Genomic DNA, 18,479 nt, shown 5'->3' with positions numbered 1-18,479 from the left:
CGAAACGCAGCTTTGGCTGCCTTTGACCCGTACGCAGCAGGAAACACCCTCTCATGACGACTTTGGTTTTCGGCCACAAATCCCCCGATACTGACGCCACCTGTTCCGCCCTCGTCTGGGCGTGGTACCTTAACACCACCGGCACGACCGCCGAAGCGCGTGTGCTAGGCACCCCCAATACCGAGGCCGCCTTTGTGCTGGGCCGTTGGGGCTTTGACACCCCCGCCCTGCTGACCGAGATTGCCGCCGGCCAGCCTTGCGTTATCGTCGACACGAACAACCCCGCCGAGCTGCCGGCCGGTATCAACGACGCCGACATCCAAGCCATTATCGACCACCACAAACTTGTCGGCGGGCTGGAAACCAAAGGCCCGATCGACATCACCATCCGCCCGCTGGCCTGCACGGCCACGCTGCTGCACCAGCTGATGGGCGATGCCGCTGAAACCGCCCCCGATGCGATCAAGGGCCTGATCCTGTCGTGCATCCTCTCGGATACGCTGGAATTCCGCTCGCCCACCACCACGCCGGTTGACCGCGCGCTGGCCGAGAAGCTGGCGGCCGATCTGAACATCGCGATCCCCGCCTATGCGGCAGAAATGTTCGCCGCCAAGTCGGACGTATCGCGTTTCTCGGATGCAGAATTGCTGCGGATGGATTCCAAAGAATACACTGTCGGCGGCGTTGATTTCCGCGTTTCGGTGCTGGAAACCACCTCGCCGCAAACGGTTCTATCCCGCAAAGACAGCCTGATGGCCAGCATGTTGGATGTCGCCAAGGAAGACGGCGCCGACCAGGTCCTGCTATTCGTCGTCGACATTCTGAACGAAGAAGCCACTCTGCTGGTGCCGAACGATCTGACCAAGACTGTGGCCGAGAAAAGCTTTGGCGCGACCGTCACCGGCGACACCGTTGTGCTGCCCGGCATCATGAGCCGTAAAAAGCAGATCATCCCCGCGCTGAAGGTGTAACCCATGAGCCGCATCATCGAAACATTCGACGAGATCGCGCTGAACTATGATGCGGCTTTCGTCGATCTGTGGGGTTGCATGCACGACGGCGTGCACGCCCTGCCTGCCGCCGTCGCCGCGATGCAGGCCTACCGCGCCAAAGGTGGCACGGTGGTTCTGGTCACCAACTCGCCCCGCCCGCGCGCCAGCGTCGAGAAGCAGATCACCGAAGACTTCGGCATTGCGCGCGATGCTTGGGATGCCATCGCCACCTCTGGCGATGCGGCGCGCACTGCGCTGTTCACCGGCGTGGTCGGGCAAAAGGTGTGGTTCATCGGCCAGCCGCACGAACGGATGTTCCTGCAGCCGCCCCAAGTGCTGGACAACCCGATGGAGGTGACCGAGGTCACGCTCGAGGATGCTGACGGCATCGTTTGCGCGGGCCCCGCCAACCCCACCGCCGACCCCGACATCTACCGCCCCGACTTTGAGAAGGCGATCGCCAAGGGGCTGAAGCTGCTGTGCGCGAACCCCGACATCGTGGTCGACCGTGGCGAGTCGCGCGAATGGTGCGCGGGCAAGTTGGCGCAGATCTATACCGAGATGGGCGGCGAAAGCCTGTATTTCGGCAAGCCGCATGCCCCGATCTACGCTCTGGCCCGCCGCCGTCTGGAAAAGCTGGGGCTAAAGGTCGATCACAATCGCATCATCTGCATCGGAGACGGGATCATCACCGACGTGCAAGGCGCCGTCTCCGAGGATTACGACTGCCTCTATATCTCGGGCGGTTTGGCCGCGCGCGAGACGAAAACCGTCCACCAGCCCGATCCGCAGGCACTGCATGATTATCTAGCAGGCAGCGGGCTGTCGCCAACCTATACCATTGGCTTCCTGCGCTAACGCGCGGGGGCCCCACCTTGCGCTTGTAACGCGTCGGCGCTAGGCAAAACGCATGGACATCATCCGAGACTCGCTTTTCATTGCGCCCGACCAACGGGGCGCTGTCGTGGCCATCGGTAACTTCGATGGGGTGCACGCAGGTCATTCTGCCGTCATCGACCACGCGCGCCGCATCGCAGCCCAGCTGGGCGCGCCCTTGGGCGTGCTGACGTTCGAGCCGCACCCGCGGCAGTTCTTTGCCCCCGACGGGCCGGATTTCCGGCTGATGGATGCCGCAACGCGCACCGCGCAGTTGCAAGAATGCGGCGTCGAGCGGCTGTACGAGCTGCCTTTCAACACCGTTCTGGCTGGCCTCACCGCCGAAGAATTCGTCGCGCAGATTCTGCATGATCGTTTGGGCGTGCGACATGTTGTCGTCGGGCAAGATTTTCATTTCGGCAAAGGCCGCACCGGCAGCGCCGAGCGGCTGACCGCGCTGGGGGCCGAGATGGGCTTTGGCGTCACGGTCGCACCGCTGATCGCATTGGTCGGCGGCGAGGTATCCTCGACCGCGATCCGGCAGGCGCTGGCCGAAGGTCGCCCGCGCGACGCGGCGGCGATGCTGGGCCACATCCACCGTCTGGAAGGTATCGTCGAACACGGCGACCAGCGCGGGCGCGAATTGGGCTTTCCCACCGCGAACATCTCGATCAGCGGGCTGCATATGCCGCGCTTTGGCGTCTACGCTACTGCCGTGATCGTGCGCGATGGCCCCTATGCGGGCCGCTACAAGGGTGCGACCTCGATCGGGATCCGGCCCACCTTCGGGGTCAACAAACCCAACTGCGAGACATTCCTGCTGGATTTCCGCGGCGACCTTTATGGCGCGCGCATCTCGGTCGGGCTTGTCGAATACCTGCGGCCGGAACTGAAGTTCGACAGTGTCGATGCGCTGATCGACACGATGCACGCCGATGTCGAAAAGGCACGCCGGATCTTGGCCGATGTCTGACGCCCCCCTGCGCCCCCGGTTTTGGGAGGCTTTTCCGCTGGAAAAGATGACCCCAGCCGAATGGGAAGCCGTCTGTGACGGCTGTGGCAAGTGCTGCCTGAACAAGATCGAAGACGAAGACAGCGGCGAGGTTTTTCTGACCAACGTCGCCTGCCGTCTGCTGGACAACGCGACCTGCCGCTGCACCAAATACCCCAACCGGCACGATTTCGTGCCCGAATGCATCGTGCTGACGCCCCGCACCTTGCGCAAAAACCTATACTGGTTGCCGCAAACCTGCGCCTATCGGCTGCTGCACGAAGGCAACCCCCTATACCCGTGGCACCACCTGATCAGCGGCGATGCCAATGCGGTGCACAAGGCAGGCGTATCTGCCGCCGGAATGACTGTCTCGGAACTATCGGTCGATGACGACGACTGGGAAGACCATATTATTGAGGAGCCTCTTTGAATGTTTTTCGCCTCGGATAATGCAGGCCCCGTGCATGCTTCGGTCATCCGCGCGCTGGAGGCAGCCAATACGGGCTATGTGCCGGGCTACGGCAACGACGCACTGACCCACGATGTGCAGGCGCGCATCCGCGCCCTGTTCGACGCGCCCGACGCGGTTGTGCATTTCGTCGCAACCGGCACCGCCGCCAATTCGCTGGCGCTGGCGACGCTGGTGCAGCCATGGCAGACGGTGTTCTGCACCGCGATGGCGCATATTCAGGAAGACGAATGCAACGCCCCCGTCGCCTTCATGGGCGGCGCGACGCTGCGTTTGGTTGACGACGTTCAAGCCAAGCTGGACCCTGCCGCCCTGCGCGCCGCGATTGCGGCCCAAGGGACGCGCGGCATTCACGGCGCGCAGCCCGGTGCCGTGCAGATCACCCAGCTGACCGAAAAAGGCACGCTCTATACGCTGGATGAGATCAAAGCCGTCACCGACGTTGCGCATGTTGCAGGGCTTCCGGTGCATATGGATGGTGCGCGGTTTACCAATGCACTTGTCGCTCTCGGCTGCAGCCCGGCCGAGATGACATGGAAGGCCGGTATCGACGTCGTATCCTTTGGCGGCACCAAGAACGGCCTGATGGGTGTCGAGGCGGTGGTGATTTTCGACCCCGCTCGCGGGCAGGAATTCGAATACCGTCGCAAACGCGGCGCACATCTGTTTTCCAAGCACCGGTATTTGGCAGCGCAATTCGGCGCATTTCTGGATGACGACCTGTGGCTGGACATGGCGCGCAGTGCCAACGCGACCACGGCCCACCTTGCTGCGGGCTTCGCCGCCGCAGGACATGCCCCCGCCTACCCCGTCGAAGGCAACATCATCTTCATCGCCCTGCCCCGTGCGCTGCACCGCAAACTGATGGCCGCAGGCGCGGTCTACAGCCTGACACATGGCCCGCTGGGCGACGGCCCCGATGATGAGTTGCTGGAAGCCCGTTTTGTGTGCGACTGGTCGCTGCCCATTGCGCAGGTTGATGCGTTTCTGGCGCACCTTTAACCGGGTTCTGTTGCGTCCCTCACGCGGTTTTGGATGTTTACGCCAACAATCGCGATAAAGGCGTTGCAGATTTCGCCGCATGGGGCCAGAAGCCCCTCATCGACGGCGGCCCGCATCAGGCGCGGCCGCCCCTTCTGCCAAAGGAAAAACCGATGCCGCTGATGACCGAACCAAAGCTGATTTCGGGCAACGCTAACCGCACGCTTTCGCGCGCTATCGCCCGGCGCATGTCGATGCACCGCGGCATGAACGTAGATCTTGTGGATGCACGGGTCGAACGTTTCAACGACCAAGAAGTCTATGTCGAAGTGTACGAAAACGTGCGCGGCGAGGATATGTTCGTCGTGCAATCGACCTCGAACCCCTCGAACGACAACTTGATGGAGCTGCTGATCATCACCGACGCGCTGCGCCGCTCCTCGGCGGGGCGCATCACGGCTGTGATCCCCTATTTCGGCTATGCCCGCCAAGATCGCCGCACACGCGCCCGCACGCCTATTTCGGCCAAGCTGGTTGCGAACCTGATCGCCACCGCCGGTGTTGACCGCGTGCTGACGCTGGACCTGCACGCCGCGCAGATCCAAGGGTTCTTCGACATGCCCGTCGACAACCTCTATGCCTCGCCGATTTTCTCGCTGGACATCAAGCATCACTTCGCGGGGCGGATGGACGATCTGATGGTCGTCTCGCCCGACGTCGGCGGCGTGGGCCGCGCGCGCGAGCTGGCCAAGCGCATCAATGCGCCGCTGGCAATCGTCGACAAGCGGCGCGAAAAGCCGGGTGAGATCGCCGAGATGACGGTGATCGGCGAGGTTACGGGCAAGACCTGTATCATCGTGGACGACATCTGCGACACCGCCGGCACGCTGTGCAAAGCCGCCGAAGTGCTGATCGAAGCAGGCGCTGCCGAGGTGCACAGCTACATCACCCATGGTGTCCTGTCCGGCCCTGCGATCGAGCGGATCAACAATTCGGTCATGAAGTCGCTGGTCATCACCGACTCGATCGAGCCGAACGCCAGCGTGAAGGCAAGCGAACGCATCCGCATCGTGCCGACCGCGCCCCTGTTCGCGCAAGCCATCCTCAACACCTGGAGCGGCACATCCGTGTCGTCACTGTTCGAGACCGACACTTTGGTGCCGATCTATGAGGGTCTTTACTCCTCGGTCGAATAAGAAAATGCCCCGCAGTTTCCGCTGCGGGGCATTTTTTATCCTTGATCAGATGTCCCATGCCTCAGGATCGACCATTCCGATGGCCTGCCAACTGATGCGCACACGCGCAATGCGCGTATCGCCCCATGTACGCACGACAATGGTAAAGCCCTTGGGTGTCACATCGACCGCGTTCAGATCGATCCGCGAGATTGACCCGTTCGAAATATCCCACATCATGAAATGGGTTTGCACCGCTGGTGTCGCCGAAAACGGCTCGCTGAAGGTGATCTTCTTGCGAACCTCGCGCTCGCCGCGCCCTGTCCACATGGGGCCATTGCTCTCGTAGTCCGAGAACATCACCACTTGGCCTTGGTCAACACCAACATAGCTGCTGATAAAGCGTTGCAAGATTTACTCCAGTCTGCTGGACGACAGTGGGGGGCCCCCTTTCAAGGGCCCCCCACAGAGCTATGCGTTTATCTCAGAAGCTACGCGTCAAAGACCGAGCGACTGCGCTGCAGCAGCCAGATCGGCGGCGCGTTTTTGCGCTAGGTCGATATCGCTACCGGCGCGCAGGGCGATCAGCAGCTCTTCGACCTTCTCGGCGGTCACCTCGGCGACGGGCAAAGCCACTTCCGCCAAGATCGTCACTGCGGTCGCGCTGATGTCGGCGAAACCACCGGTGACCAGATAGGCGTCAGTGCCGCCCGCATGGATCACCCGCAGAACACCCGGACGCAGCGTCGTGATGGTGGTCGCATGGTCCGCCATCGCGGTCAGGTCGCCATCGGCGCCCGGAATCTGCACCTCGCGTGCCGAGACGGAAGCAAGCTTCCGCTCGGGACTGACGAGGTCGAATTGGATGTCAGCCATTCAACCGCTCCTTAGGCTGCAGCCGCGGCGAGACGCTCGGCTTTTTCGATCACTTCCTTGATGCCGCCAACCATGTAGAAGGCAGCTTCCGGCAGGTGGTCGTATTCACCGGCCACAACGGCCTTGAACGAAGAAATCGTATCTTCCAGCGGGACTTGCTTGCCGTCGGCGCCGGTGAAGATCTTCGCCACGTCGAACGGTTGCGACAGGAAGCGCTGGATCTTGCGGGCGCGGGCGACGGTTAGCTTGTCTTCTTCCGACAGCTCATCCATGCCCAAGATCGCGATGATGTCTTGCAGCGACTTGTACTTCTGCAAGATGGTCTGGACCGAACGTGCGACGCTGTAGTGCTCCTCGCCGACGATACCCGGATCCATCAGACGCGAGGTCGAATCGAGCGGGTCAACGGCGGGGTAGATCCCCAGTTCCGAGATCGCACGCGACAGGGTCGTCGTCGCGTCCAAGTGGGCGAAGGTCGCGGCAGGTGCCGGGTCGGTCAAGTCATCGGCGGGCACGTAGATGGCCTGGACCGAGGTGATCGAACCGTTCTTGGTCGAGGTAATACGCTCTTGCAGGGCGCCCATGTCGGTCGCCAGCGTCGGCTGATAGCCCACTGCCGACGGAATACGGCCCAGCAGCGCCGACACTTCCGAACCAGCTTGGGTAAAGCGGAAGATGTTGTCGACGAAGAACAGAACATCCGAACCCGACGTGTCGCGGAATTGTTCCGCAATGGTCAGACCGGTTAGGGCGACGCGCGAACGCGCACCCGGCGGCTCGTTCATTTGGCCGTAAACAAGGGCCACTTTCGACTCGGCCAAGTTGTCCGGCTTGATAACGCCCGACTCGATCATCTCGTGATACAGGTCGTTACCTTCGCGGGTACGCTCGCCCACACCGGCGAAAACCGAGTAGCCCGAGTGCACTTTGGCGATGTTGTTGATCAGTTCCATGATCAGAACCGTCTTGCCCACGCCGGCGCCGCCGAACAGACCGATCTTACCACCCTTGGAATAGGGGGCCAGCAGGTCGATAACCTTGATGCCGGTCACCAGCACTTCCGACGCGGTCGACTGTTGGTCGAAGGTCGGTGCAGTGTTGTGGATCGGGCGGGTTTCGGTTGCAATAACCGGGCCCTTTTCGTCAACGGGCTCGCCGATGACGTTCAGGATGCGGCCCAGCGTGGCATCGCCCACCGGAACCGAGATCGGCGCGCCGGTGTCTTCCACCAGACCGCCACGAACCAGACCTTCGGTTGCGTCCATAGCGATGGTACGAACGGTACCCTCGCCCAGGTGCTGTGCAACTTCCAGAACCAGTTTCTTGCCGTTGTTTTCAGTCGTCAGCGCGTTCAGAATCGCCGGCAGCTGATCCTGAAACTGAACGTCGACGACGGCGCCAATCACCTGCGTGATTTTGCCCTGATATGCCATGTCGTTACTCCGGTTCCGTTAGAGCGCTTCGGCGCCCGCAATGATTTCGATAAGCTCGGTAGTGATCGCCGCCTGACGGGTACGGTTCATCTGAACCGTCAGCTTGTTGACCATGTCGCCCGCATTGCGCGTCGCATTGTCCATTGCCGTCATACGTGCGCCCTGCTCCGAGGCCGCGTTTTCCAACAGGGCTGCGAAAACCTGCGTGGCAACACCACGCGGCAACAGCTCCTCCAAGATCGATTCTTCGTCCGGCTCGTAGTCGTAAAGGCTCGAGACTTCGGCAGTCGTGTCGACTTGGGCCGGAATGATCTGCAACGCCGTCGGCGTTTGGCTGATCACCGACTGGAAGCGCGCGAAGAACAAGGTTGCGACATCAAATTCACCGGCGTCGAACGACGACAGGATTTGACCGGCAACCTCTTGCGCGGTGGCATAGCCCAGCTTGACGCCCGTCAGATCGACGTGGCCGACAAACAGGGTGCCAAAGTCGCGCTTCAGCGCTTCGCGGCCTTTCTTGCCAACGGTCAGGATCTTGACCGTTTTGCCTTCGGCCAACAGCTTGTTGGCGTGCTGGCGTGCAAGGCGAGCGATGTTGGCGTTAAAGCCCCCACACAGGCCGCGTTCGGACGACAGGACGATCAGCAGATGGACCTTGTCCGCACCCGTTCCAGCCAAAAGGGCGGGCGCCGAGGGCGAATTTGCTGCCGCGGCCGTCAGCCCCGCCAGAACCGCGTTAAAACGGTCGGCATAGGGGCGCGCGGCTTCGGCAGCTTCCTGCGCGCGGCGAAGTTTCGCCGCGGCAACCATCTGCATGGCCTTGGTGATCTTGCGGGTCGACTTGACCGACGCGATCCGGTTTTTCAGGTGTTTAAGACTGGGCATGCCCGCCTCTCCCTTCTATGGCCCGGATCAGGCGAAATCGCGCGCGAAATCGTCCAGAGCCGACTTGATCTTGGTTTCAGCGTCACCCTTGATCTTGGGATCTTCGGTGCTGATGAAGTCCAACAGGTCCTTACGCTGCGTACGCAGGTAGGTCAGCAGGGCAGCTTCGAAACGGCCCACTTCCTTTACCGGCAGCTTGTCAAGGTAGCCCTTGATCGCAGCATAGATCACGACGACCATTTCAGCGTTGGTCAGCGGCGCGTATTGCGGCTGCTTCATCACTTCGGTCAGGCGTGCACCACGGTTCAGCAGCTGCTGGGTTGAGGCGTCCAGATCGGACCCGAACTGCGCAAAGGCCGCCATTTCGCGGTACTGGGCCAGTTCCAGTTTGATCGGGCCAGCCACCGACTTCATGGCGTTGCTTTGTGCGGACGAACCCACACGCGACACCGACAGACCGGTGTTCACGGCCGGGCGGACGCCCTGGTAGAACAGGTCCGTTTCCAGGAAGATCTGACCGTCGGTGATCGAGATCACGTTGGTCGGGATGTAAGCGGCCACGTCTCCAGCTTGGGTTTCGATGATCGGCAGCGCGGTCAGCGAGCCAGCACCGAATTCGTCGTTCAGCTTTGCCGAACGCTCCAGCAGGCGGGAGTGGAGGTAGAACACGTCGCCCGGATAAGCTTCGCGGCCCGGCGGACGACGCAGCAGCAGCGACATCTGGCGGTAAGCAACGGCTTGCTTGGACAAGTCATCATAGATGATCAGTGCGTGGCGGCCGTTGTCGCGGAAAAATTCGGCCATAGCGGTTGCCGAATAGGGCGCCAGATATTGCATCGGGGCCGGATCCGACGCGGTTGCAGCAACCACGATCGAATAGGCCATTGCGCCGGTTTCTTCCAGCTTCTTCACCAGCTGGGCCACGGTCGAACGCTTTTGGCCGATTGCAACGTAAACGCAGTACAGCTTGTTGTACTCGTTGTCGCCAGCAGCTTCGTTGTACGACTTTTGGTTCAGAATGGTGTCGAGCGCGATTGCGGTCTTGCCGGTCTGACGGTCACCAATGATCAGCTCGCGCTGGCCACGGCCAACGGGGATCATCGCGTCAACCGACTTCAGGCCGGTTGCCATCGGCTCGTGTACCGATTTACGCGGAATGATGCCGGGGGCTTTGACGTCGGCAACGCGTTGCTCGGTGGCAACGATCGGGCCTTTGCCGTCCAGCGGGTTACCCAGCGCGTCAACAACGCGGCCCAGCAGGCCGTTGCCGGCCGGAACCGACACGATCGACTGCGTGCGCTTGACGACATCGCCTTCCTTGATGTCGCGGTCGGTACCGAAAATCACGACACCGACGTTGTCTTTTTCAAGGTTCAGCGCCATGCCCTGAATTCCGCCCGGGAATTCAACCATTTCGCCAGCCTGAATATTATCGAGGCCATAAACGCGGGCGATGCCATCGCCAACCGAAAGGACGCGACCAACTTCTGCAACTTCAGCCGATTGGCCAAAATTCTTGATCTGGTCCTTCAGGATCTTGGAAATCTCAGCGGCTTGGATCGCCATCATCCGACCTCTTTCATGGTGTTCTGGAGTGCCTGCAGCTTCGAAGCGACCGAGGTGTCGATCATCTTCGAGCCGATTTTTACAACAAGACCGCCGATCAATGCAGGATCGACGGTCGCATTCAGTTTAACGGTTTTGCCAAATTTCGCCGAAAGAACCTCGGCAAGCTTGGTCGCTTGGGTCGCGGTCAGCGCCTTGGCCGATACGACATCGGCCACGACTTCGCCTTTGGCGGCCATGACGCGATTTTTCAGTTCAGCCACCAACTGGGGCAGAACGAACAGGCGGCGCTTTTCGGCCATCAACGCCAAGGTGTTTTTCAACACGCCCGACAGGCCCAACGCATCAGCAACAGCCGCGATGGCCTTTTCCTGATCGTCACGGCTGACGACGGGTGAAGAAATCATGGCACGCAAATCAGCGCTATCGCTAAGAGCGGCGCCGAGGCTGTCGATATCCGCCTCCAGCGCGGGCAAAGCCCCCTCTTCCATCACGAGGTCGAAGACCGCCGTCGCGTAGCGGCTGGCAATGCCGGTTGAAATCGAAGCTGGTTCGGACACGTCCACCCTTCCGATGTCTGGGCCCACATCGACGGCGCGTAATTGCGACACCGTGCGGGCAGCCTACCCCCAACTGCCCCTGTGAAAGGGCAGTCATTAATCCAAGGCGCATGTAGCAGACGAGGGTTTCCCTCGCAACCAGCTAGGCGCCGGTTTTCGTGATCAAATGGCATTTGTTTCGCGCCATTGCCGTCTGTTTTGGCACGATGCGCGGATTCGGCGCCCCTATTGCGTCGATCTGCGCGCATCAGGTCGCGCGCGCAGCGCTGCAGGGCTGCTGACGGGGCTGCCAGCGGGGCTAAGGATTCGCAAATTACGCGCCGCGCGCGCGGCCCCCACCCGCGGGCGCGGAAGGGCAACCGGCGCTTTGGTCACCTCGACCATCAGAACGCCGCCTGCATAGATGGCCGGGGTACGCGTACCGACCCGTTCGATCATCTGGCCAAAGCGGCGCCACAGCGGCCGCAACGAGGGCGGCTGATAAAGGGCGGTAAAGGCCGTCTCGATTACGAAGTCGTGTTCTTTCAGCAGCCCCTCCAACTGGCCCAGAGTGTAGGGCTTACCGAAGCCGAAGGGGGTTTTATCATATCGCGCCCAAAGGCCCGCGCGGTTCGGCACCACAAAGACGGCCCGCCCGCCGGGGCCCAGAACGCGGTGGGTTTCCTCTAGCAGGTCGGACTGGCGTTCCGACATCTCTAGCCCGTGCAGCATGACAAGGCGGTCGACCGACCCCGTTTCCAGCGGCCAGTCCAGTTCCTCGCACAACAGGGCGATATTGGGCAGGCCGGGGGGCCACGCCATCACGCCCTGCGGGCCGGGCATCAGGCCGATCACGCGGCGCGCCTCGGGCAGGAAGGGGCGCAAAAGCGGCAAGGCGAAGCCGAATCCTGCCACCGTCATACTGCGCGTATCGGGCCAGATATGCCGCAAACGCCCGCGCACGACCTGCTGCACCGCCCGCCCCAGCGCATTGCGGTAGTAGAAATTCTTCAGATCTTGGACATCCAGATACATTTCACCTCGCATTTATCGCCGCACCGTCTTGCCATGCAGCGTGCGTAATCCCATGATTCCCAAAGGGGTCGCCTTTGCAACCCGTATTGACCACTGACCGAAGGGAGACAGCCATGTCCGTCACGACAGGAACCGATGACAAGGGCTTCCAAATCGTTACGATCCCCTGTCTGCGCGACAATTACGCATTTTTGATCCACGACACGACCACCAACCGCACCGCCCTGATCGACGCGCCCGAGGCCGCGCCGATCCAGACTGTGCTGCGGGCGCGCGGCTGGCGACTGGATGCGATTTTGCTGACCCACCACCACGACGACCACATTCAGGCCGTACCTGCGCTGGTCGCGGAATTTAAGGCCAAGGTTTACGGCGCGGCAGCCGATGCCGAACGCCTGCCCCCGCTCGGCCACGCGCTAAAGCCGGGCGACCGTTTTTCGCTGCTGGGCACCCCGGTCGAGGTTCTGGACGTGCCGGGGCATACCGTGGGGCATATTGCTTTTTACCTGCCCGAACTCAGCGCCGTCTTTACGGGCGATAGCCTGATGGTGATGGGCTGCGGCCGCTTGTTCGAGGGCACCCCTGCCCAAATGTACGACACCCTGCAGCGCCTTGCCGCGCTGCCCGCCGACACGATGGTTTATTCCGGCCACGAATATACCGAGAGTAATATGCGTTTCGCGCTGTCGCTGCTGCCCGACGACCCTGCCCTGCGCGCCCGCGCCGCCAAAATCGCAGCCGTTCGCGCCGAAGGCGGCTTCACGATTCCGGCGAAGCTGTCGCAGGAACTGGCGACGAACCCCTTTTTGCGCAGCGCCGACCCTGCCATCGCCCATGCCGTCGATATGGATGGGCAAGACCCCGCCCGCGTTTTCGCCAAGCTGCGATCATTGAAAGACAGCTTCTGACCCCTTAAATCGTAGCTGCATCATGCCACGGGTGGCGGCCCCATCGCCCCCCCGCAGCCGCACACTATTGCGCAATTCGCAGGCCAACTGATCGGCCGAAGTGATAACGTGATCGCAATGTGACAAAATACTTCTTGAAGATACGCGCGGAAAGCCGATCTTTATACCTCAGGAGGCCATGGTGGTCGGGCCCATCGCCCGCCCGCCCCCGGACAGAGGAGCACCCTACCCGTGTCGTCTTTTACCACTTCGCTCGAACAGTCCATCCACGGTGCTTTGGCGATCGCCAACACCCACCACCATGAGCTTGCAACGCTCGAACACCTGCTGTTGTCGTTGCTGGACGAACCCGATGCCGCGCATGTTCTGCGCGCCTGTGCCGTAGATATGGTCGACCTGCGCAAATCGTTGGAAGATTTTATCGATGACGACCTTGCCACCCTAGTCACCGCGGTCGAGGGGTCAGAAGCCGTCCCCACGGCGGCCTTCCAGCGCGTAATCCAGCGCGCCGCGATCCATGTGCAAAGCGCGGGCCGTGCCGAGGTGACGGGCGGCAACGTGATCGTCGCCCTGTTTGCCGAACGCGAATCCCACGCCGTCTACTTCCTGCAAGAACAGGATATGACGCGGTATGACGCGGTGAACTTCATTGCCCATGGCGTCGCCAAAGACCCCGATTTTGCTGAAAGCCGCAATATCGACGGGGCCGAGGTGCGCGAGGAAAAAGCAGCCGCTGCTGGTGACGAGAAGGAAAAGGCGCTGGCGAAATACTGCGTCGACCTGAACGCCAAAGCCCGCAAGGGCGATGTCGACCCCCTGATCGGTCGCGAGACCGAGGTCGAGCGGGCGATCCAAGTGCTGTGCCGCCGCCGCAAGAACAACCCGCTGCTGGTCGGCGATCCGGGCGTTGGCAAAACCGCCATCGCCGAAGGTCTGGCATGGAAAATCGTGCGTGGCGACGTGCCCGAGGTTCTGGCCGCAACAACGATCTATTCGCTGGACATGGGGGCGCTGCTGGCTGGCACGCGCTATCGCGGTGATTTCGAGGAACGCCTGAAAGCCGTTGTGAAAGAGCTGGAAGACCACCCCGACGCCGTGCTGTTCATCGACGAAATCCACACCGTCATTGGCGCGGGGGCAACCTCGGGCGGGGCGATGGATGCGTCGAACCTGTTGAAACCCGCTTTGGCGGGCGGCAAGCTGCGCTGCATGGGTTCGACCACGTATAAAGAGTTCCGCCAGCATTTCGAAAAAGATCGTGCCCTTGCCCGTCGTTTCCAAAAGATCGACGTGAACGAGCCGAGCGTCGAGGATGCCGTCAAAATCCTGCGTGGCCTCAAGCCCAATTTCGAGGAACACCACGGCATCAAATACACGAACGAGGCCATCCGTTCCGCGGTTGAGCTTGCCGCGCGCTACATCCACGACCGCAAACTGCCCGACAGCGCCATCGACGTCATCGACGAGGCTGGCGCCGCGCAACATTTGGTCCCCGAAAGCCGCCGTCGCAAAACGATCTCGGTGAAAGAGGTCGAGGCCGTCGTGGCCAAGATCGCGCGGATCCCGCCGAAGCAAGTCTCGAAAGACGACGCAGCGACGCTGAAAGATCTGGAACCCGCGCTGAAACGCGTGGTGTTCGGGCAGGACAAGGCGATCGAGGCCCTCGCATCGGCGATCAAACTGGCCCGTGCGGGGCTGCGCGAGCCTGAAAAGCCCATCGGCAACTACCTGTTCGCCGGCCCGACCGGTGTGGGCAAAACCGAGGTCGCCAAGCAGTTGGCCGACAGCTTGGGCGTTGAGATGCTGCGCTTTGACATGTCGGAATACATGGAGAAGCACGCCGTCTCGCGCCTGATCGGGGCCCCTCCGGGGTATGTCGGTTTTGATCAAGGCGGCCTGCTGACCGACGGCGTCGACCAGCATCCGCATTCGGTGCTGCTGCTGGACGAGATCGAAAAGGCGCACCCCGATGTGTTCAACATCCTGCTGCAGGTGATGGACCATGGCAAGCTGACCGACCACAACGGCCGTCAGGTGGACTTCCGCAATGTGATCTTGATCATGACCTCGAACGCGGGGGCGGCCGATCAGGCCCGTGAGGCCATGGGCTTTGGCCGCGACCGCCGCGAGGGCGAGGATACCGCCGCGATCGAGCGGACCTTCACGCCCGAGTTCCGTAACCGTCTGGATGCGGTGATCGCTTTCGCGCCCTTGGGCAAAGAAACGATCAGCAAAGTGGTCGAGAAGTTCGTGCTGCAACTGGAAGCGCAACTGCTGGACCGCAACGTTCACTTCGAACTGTCGCCCGCAGCCGCCGCATGGCTGGGCGACGAGGGGTACGACGAAAAGATGGGGGCCCGCCCGCTGGCCCGCGTCATCCAAGAGCATATCAAGAAGCCTTTGGCCGAGGAGTTGCTGTTTGGAAGCCTGCAAAAGGGCGGCGTCGTGCGCGTTGGCGTGAAGGACGGCAAGCTGGACTTGCAGTTCGACCCCGCCAAAGCGCGCGCCACCCCGACAGACACGCCCGAGCTGGCGGACTGACCACGAAGCCCGCCGGAAACGGCGGGCTTTTTCATTTCAGGGGGTCCCATGACCGATACCAACCACACCCACGTCGAAAAGCAGTTCGGCCCGCGCGCCCAAGCCTATGTCGACAGCGCAACCCACGCCCAAGGCGACGACCTGACCGCCCTCGAGGCGGTTCTGAGGCAACACCGCCCCCAGATGGCCATCGACCTCGGCGCGGGCGGCGGGCATGTGGCTTACCGCATGGCAGCGCTGGCCGACCATGTTCTGGCGGTCGATCTGTCGCAAGATATGCTGATGGCGGTGAATGAAACCGCCCGCGCCCGCGGCATTACCAACCTAACCACCCAATTCGCGCCCGCCGAAATGCTGTCCCTGCCCGATGAGCATGCCGACTTTCTGGCAAGCCGCTTTTCCGCGCACCACTGGCACGATCTGCATAGCGGCCTGCGCGAGGCCTACCGCGTGCTAAAACCGGGCGCGCGGTCCGTGTTTATCGACACCGTATCGCCCCGCAGCGCCATCGCGGATTCGCATCTGCAGGCGATCGAACTGCTGCGCGACCCGTCGCATGTCCGCGACTATTCGGCGGCAGAATGGGTGGCCGCCGTCGGCAACGCGGGTTTCAACGTACAAGACCTGCGCCACTACCCCCTGCGGCTGGCCTTCCAGCCTTGGGTTCAGCGCTCGGGCACCCCGATGGCGCTGGTCGCGGCGCTGCTGCAATTGCAGTCGGGCGCCAGCGATCCAGTGCGCAAGACCCTGAAGATCGAAGAAGACGGCAGCTTTACGGTAGATACCGTCTTCATCGTTGCCACGCGGCCTTGACTTCCCCCCCTGCGGCCCATAAAGCCGCCGCTGTTGGTGTTGGTGGCCCCCGCAAGGGGCAGCCTGTCGGGATATGATTCCAAAGGACAACGCCCTTCACGTCCCGTAAGGGACACCCACTTTGAAGGAGATCAGAGGTGACCAAGCGTACTTCTGCCAAGCACAAAATTGACCGCCGCATGGGCGAAAACATCTGGGGCCGTCCCAAGTCGCCGCTGAACCGCCGCGAATACGGCCCGGGTCAGCACGGTCAGCGCCGCAAGGGCAAGCTGTCGGACTTTGGTGTGCAACTGCGCGCCAAGCAAAAGCTGAAGGGTTACTACGGCGACCTGACCGAGAAGCAATTCCGCCGCATCTATTCGGATGCCGAGCGTACCAAGGGCGACACCGGTGAGAACCTGGTAGGCCTGCTGGAGCGTCGCCTGGATGCCGTCGTCTACCGCGCCAAGTGGGTTGCGACCGTCTTTGCTGCACGCCAATTCGTGAACCACGGCCACGTGCTGGTGAACGGCGTTTCGGTGAACATCCCCTCGTACCGCGTCAAAGAAGGCGACGTCATCGAGATCCGCGCCAAGTCGAAGCAACTGGCCGTCGTGCTGGAAGCCATCAACCTGGCCGAGCGTAACGTTCCCGACTACATCGAAGTCGACAACAGCAAGCTGACCGCGACTTATGTCCGTACGCCTTCGCTGGCCGACGTTCCCTATCCGGTCATCATGGAACCGAACCTCGTCGTCGAATTCTACGCAAAGAACTAATCTTACATAGATTGTTCTGCAAAGCCCGCCGTTTTCGGCGGGCTTTTTCTTTGCCCGCATGTTTTTCGCACCCGCCCCCATTGCGGGGCGCACACGCAGATTTTATCTGGGGTTGATCAACCCTCGCGGAGTAAAACATGTCTTCCAAAAACGGCCTCGAACAAAAATTCGAGCGCACCCTTTTTGCCTCACGGTGGCTGATGGCCCCGATGTATCTGGGCCTCGTGCTGGCGCTGCTGATGATTGTCGTGATCTTCTTCCGCGAGCTTTTCTACTACGTCCCCCAGATGTTCACGATGGAAATGGACAAAGGCATTCTGGCCGTTCTGTCGCTGATCGACCTGACGTTGGCCGCCAACCTGCTGGGGATCGTGATTTTCTCGGGCTATGAAAACTTCATCTCGAAACTGGACATCGAAGAGGGCACCGAGCGCCCCGAATGGATGGGCACCGTCGATTTCGCGGGCCTCAAGATGAAGCTGATCGCCTCGATCGTGGCAATTTCGGCTATCCACCTGCTGAAGCGCTTTATGGAAATAGGTAAGCCGGTGGGCGACCTATTCGACAGCAACGAGCTGATGTGGCTGGTGATCATCCACCTGGTCTTCATCCTGTCGGGCGTGATGATGGCACTAATGGATTTCATCAACGCCAAGGTCAAAGCCGCCAGCAAATACTGAAAAAGGGCCGCAAGGCCCTTTTTTACGTCTTGTTTCGGCTAATCCAGACGCCTACCAAAATCAGCAAGACGCCCGCAGCCTGCATCCACTGCACACCTGACGCGCCATTGAGGAAATCCAGCGCCACGCTGGAAAGCATCTGCGCCGCGATCAGCAAAACCGAGGTCAGCGCCGCCCCAAGGCGCGGGATCAGCCAGCTGCCCGCCGCCACGAATACCGCACCAAACGCGCCCCCCATCCACGCAAGGGCGGGTGCGGTGTTCGCCCCCTCGGGCCAGAAACTGCTGCCAACCACCAGCGTGTACACCATCAGCACGGCGAACCCGACCGCATGGTTCCAGAACGATGACACCAACGCCGATGTCGACAGCGCCAACCGCCCATTTACCTGCCGCGACAGCGTGATCAGCATGCCGCCGACAAAAGCCAGCAAAATCATATAGGCCATCACGCGGCCCCCCGCCCGAAAATAATCAGCAGCGTGCCCGCGATAATCAGCACCAGCGCCAGCATGTCATTGCGTGTCGGCAAGCGTTTTGTCATGCCCAACAGGCCGAAGCGGTCGAACACCAGCGCCAGCACAACCTGCCCCGCCAGCCCCAGTGCCAGCGTGCCGGTCAGCGCCAAGGCGGAATTGGCCGCGGTGGATGTGACCACAACCGTCAGCGCCCCCGATAGCCCACCAAGGTAGACCCAAAGCGGGGCGTTGGCGACAATAGGCGCCGCGCCCTGCCCTTTACGGACCAGCCGCAGCAGCGCCAGCGCGGCGACCAGCACCAGCGTCCCCACCCCATGCGCCGTCAGCGACGAAAACAGCGGCGTCGTATGGGCGGCCATCATGCTGTTCGACAACAACATGACCGTCATCAGACCGCCGGTTGCCAGCGCAACGGCAATTTCGATGGGTTTGGGGGCCCGCGTTTGGGCAGTCTCGTACGACATCAGCAGTCCTTCTCAG

The 18,479-nt window shown here is 61.6% G+C and carries 20 protein-coding genes; 11 read left to right on the top strand and 9 right to left on the bottom strand.

Going from position 1 to position 18,479, the window contains the following annotated elements:
- Nucleotides 1–53: 53 nt before the first annotated feature.
- The 6 genes from BVG79_RS03615 to BVG79_RS03590 all read left to right on the top strand — a co-directional run bounded on the left by BVG79_RS03615 (nucleotide 54) and on the right by BVG79_RS03590 (nucleotide 5,508).
- Nucleotides 54–971: a manganese-dependent inorganic pyrophosphatase gene (locus BVG79_RS03615; protein WP_085785686.1), complete on the top strand. Its 918-nt coding sequence runs from the start codon at nucleotides 54–56 to the stop codon at nucleotides 969–971.
- A 3-nt stretch (nucleotides 972–974) separates the two neighbouring features.
- Nucleotides 975–1,850 carry a TIGR01459 family HAD-type hydrolase gene (locus BVG79_RS03610; protein WP_085785685.1) on the top strand — a complete coding sequence of 292 codons (876 nt, stop codon included), beginning with the start codon at nucleotides 975–977 and terminating at the stop codon, nucleotides 1,848–1,850.
- A 52-nt stretch (nucleotides 1,851–1,902) separates the two neighbouring features.
- On the top strand, nucleotides 1,903–2,841 hold the full coding sequence (locus BVG79_RS03605) for a bifunctional riboflavin kinase/FAD synthetase (protein WP_085785684.1): 939 nt from the start codon (nucleotides 1,903–1,905) through the stop codon (nucleotides 2,839–2,841).
- On the top strand, nucleotides 2,834–3,292 hold the full coding sequence (locus BVG79_RS03600) for a YcgN family cysteine cluster protein (protein ID WP_085785683.1): 459 nt from the start codon (nucleotides 2,834–2,836) through the stop codon (nucleotides 3,290–3,292). Before BVG79_RS03605 ends, BVG79_RS03600 begins: the two co-directional genes overlap by 8 nt.
- Nucleotides 3,293–4,333, top strand: coding sequence for a threonine aldolase family protein (locus BVG79_RS03595; RefSeq protein ID WP_085785682.1), 1,041 nt, complete (start codon nucleotides 3,293–3,295; stop codon nucleotides 4,331–4,333).
- A 152-nt stretch (nucleotides 4,334–4,485) separates the two neighbouring features.
- Nucleotides 4,486–5,508 (top strand): ribose-phosphate pyrophosphokinase, encoded by a 1,023-nt coding sequence (locus BVG79_RS03590; RefSeq protein ID WP_085787222.1) that lies wholly within the window; start codon nucleotides 4,486–4,488, stop codon nucleotides 5,506–5,508.
- Between the two features lie 45 nt (nucleotides 5,509–5,553).
- On the opposite strand, the gene BVG79_RS03585 is transcribed toward BVG79_RS03590, so the two are convergent.
- The 7 genes from BVG79_RS03585 to BVG79_RS03555 form a co-directional block, all read right to left on the bottom strand.
- Nucleotides 5,554–5,898: an H-type lectin domain-containing protein gene (locus BVG79_RS03585; protein ID WP_085785681.1), complete on the bottom strand. Its 345-nt coding sequence runs from the start codon at nucleotides 5,896–5,898 to the stop codon at nucleotides 5,554–5,556.
- Between the two features lie 87 nt (nucleotides 5,899–5,985).
- A complete protein-coding gene (locus BVG79_RS03580; protein ID WP_085785680.1) occupies nucleotides 5,986–6,363 on the bottom strand; it encodes a F0F1 ATP synthase subunit epsilon in 378 nt (125 codons plus the stop codon).
- 11 nt (nucleotides 6,364–6,374) lie between these two features.
- Nucleotides 6,375–7,796 (bottom strand): F0F1 ATP synthase subunit beta, encoded by a 1,422-nt coding sequence (gene atpD, locus BVG79_RS03575; RefSeq protein WP_085785679.1) that lies wholly within the window; start codon nucleotides 7,794–7,796, stop codon nucleotides 6,375–6,377.
- Nucleotides 7,797–7,814: 18 nt separating this feature from the next.
- Nucleotides 7,815–8,681 carry a F0F1 ATP synthase subunit gamma gene (locus BVG79_RS03570; RefSeq protein WP_085785678.1) on the bottom strand — a complete coding sequence of 289 codons (867 nt, stop codon included), beginning with the start codon at nucleotides 8,679–8,681 and terminating at the stop codon, nucleotides 7,815–7,817.
- Nucleotides 8,682–8,708: 27 nt separating this feature from the next.
- The gene (gene atpA / locus BVG79_RS03565) at nucleotides 8,709–10,247 is read right to left on the bottom strand and encodes a F0F1 ATP synthase subunit alpha (RefSeq protein ID WP_085785677.1); all 1,539 of its coding nucleotides are present in this window, start codon (nucleotides 10,245–10,247) and stop codon (nucleotides 8,709–8,711) included.
- Nucleotides 10,247–10,813 carry a F0F1 ATP synthase subunit delta gene (locus BVG79_RS03560; RefSeq protein ID WP_198167910.1) on the bottom strand — a complete coding sequence of 189 codons (567 nt, stop codon included), beginning with the start codon at nucleotides 10,811–10,813 and terminating at the stop codon, nucleotides 10,247–10,249. Before BVG79_RS03560 ends, atpA begins: the two co-directional genes overlap by 1 nt.
- Nucleotides 10,814–11,032: 219 nt before the next feature.
- Nucleotides 11,033–11,821, bottom strand: coding sequence for a class I SAM-dependent methyltransferase (locus BVG79_RS03555; protein WP_085785676.1), 789 nt, complete (start codon nucleotides 11,819–11,821; stop codon nucleotides 11,033–11,035).
- Between the two features lie 113 nt (nucleotides 11,822–11,934).
- On the opposite strand from BVG79_RS03555, the gene gloB reads away from it, so the two are divergent.
- The 5 genes from gloB to BVG79_RS03530 all read left to right on the top strand — a co-directional run bounded on the left by gloB (nucleotide 11,935) and on the right by BVG79_RS03530 (nucleotide 17,521).
- The gene (gene gloB / locus BVG79_RS03550; RefSeq protein WP_085785675.1) at nucleotides 11,935–12,729 is read left to right on the top strand and encodes a hydroxyacylglutathione hydrolase; all 795 of its coding nucleotides are present in this window, start codon (nucleotides 11,935–11,937) and stop codon (nucleotides 12,727–12,729) included.
- A gap of 231 nt (nucleotides 12,730–12,960) precedes the next feature.
- Entirely contained in the window at nucleotides 12,961–15,270 is a 2,310-nt protein-coding gene (clpA, locus tag BVG79_RS03545; protein ID WP_085785674.1) for an ATP-dependent Clp protease ATP-binding subunit ClpA, read from the top strand.
- Nucleotides 15,271–15,318: 48 nt separating this feature from the next.
- Nucleotides 15,319–16,083, top strand: a complete 765-nt coding sequence (locus BVG79_RS03540; protein ID WP_085785673.1) for a class I SAM-dependent methyltransferase — start codon at nucleotides 15,319–15,321, stop codon at nucleotides 16,081–16,083.
- Between the two features lie 137 nt (nucleotides 16,084–16,220).
- On the top strand, nucleotides 16,221–16,841 hold the full coding sequence (rpsD, locus tag BVG79_RS03535; protein ID WP_085785672.1) for a 30S ribosomal protein S4: 621 nt from the start codon (nucleotides 16,221–16,223) through the stop codon (nucleotides 16,839–16,841).
- Nucleotides 16,842–16,978: 137 nt separating this feature from the next.
- Nucleotides 16,979–17,521, top strand: a complete 543-nt coding sequence (locus BVG79_RS03530; RefSeq protein WP_085785671.1) for a TIGR00645 family protein — start codon at nucleotides 16,979–16,981, stop codon at nucleotides 17,519–17,521.
- A gap of 22 nt (nucleotides 17,522–17,543) precedes the next feature.
- Here the strand turns inward: BVG79_RS03530 and BVG79_RS03525 are convergent, their stop codons facing one another.
- Together BVG79_RS03525 and BVG79_RS03520 are read right to left on the bottom strand one after the other, a co-directional pair.
- Nucleotides 17,544–17,969, bottom strand: coding sequence for a DMT family transporter (locus tag BVG79_RS03525; RefSeq protein WP_085785670.1), 426 nt, complete (start codon nucleotides 17,967–17,969; stop codon nucleotides 17,544–17,546).
- Nucleotides 17,969–18,463, bottom strand: coding sequence for a DMT family transporter (locus tag BVG79_RS03520; RefSeq protein WP_085785669.1), 495 nt, complete (start codon nucleotides 18,461–18,463; stop codon nucleotides 17,969–17,971). The genes BVG79_RS03525 and BVG79_RS03520 overlap by 1 nt, the downstream gene beginning before the upstream one ends.
- Between the last annotated feature and the right edge of the window lie 16 nt (nucleotides 18,464–18,479).

The organism is Ketogulonicigenium robustum (assembly GCF_002117445.1).
Lineage (GTDB): Bacteria > Pseudomonadota > Alphaproteobacteria > Rhodobacterales > Rhodobacteraceae > Ketogulonicigenium > Ketogulonicigenium robustum.
Note: the sequence above shows the minus strand (reverse complement) of the source record. Positions and strands in the feature narration are given on the sequence as shown.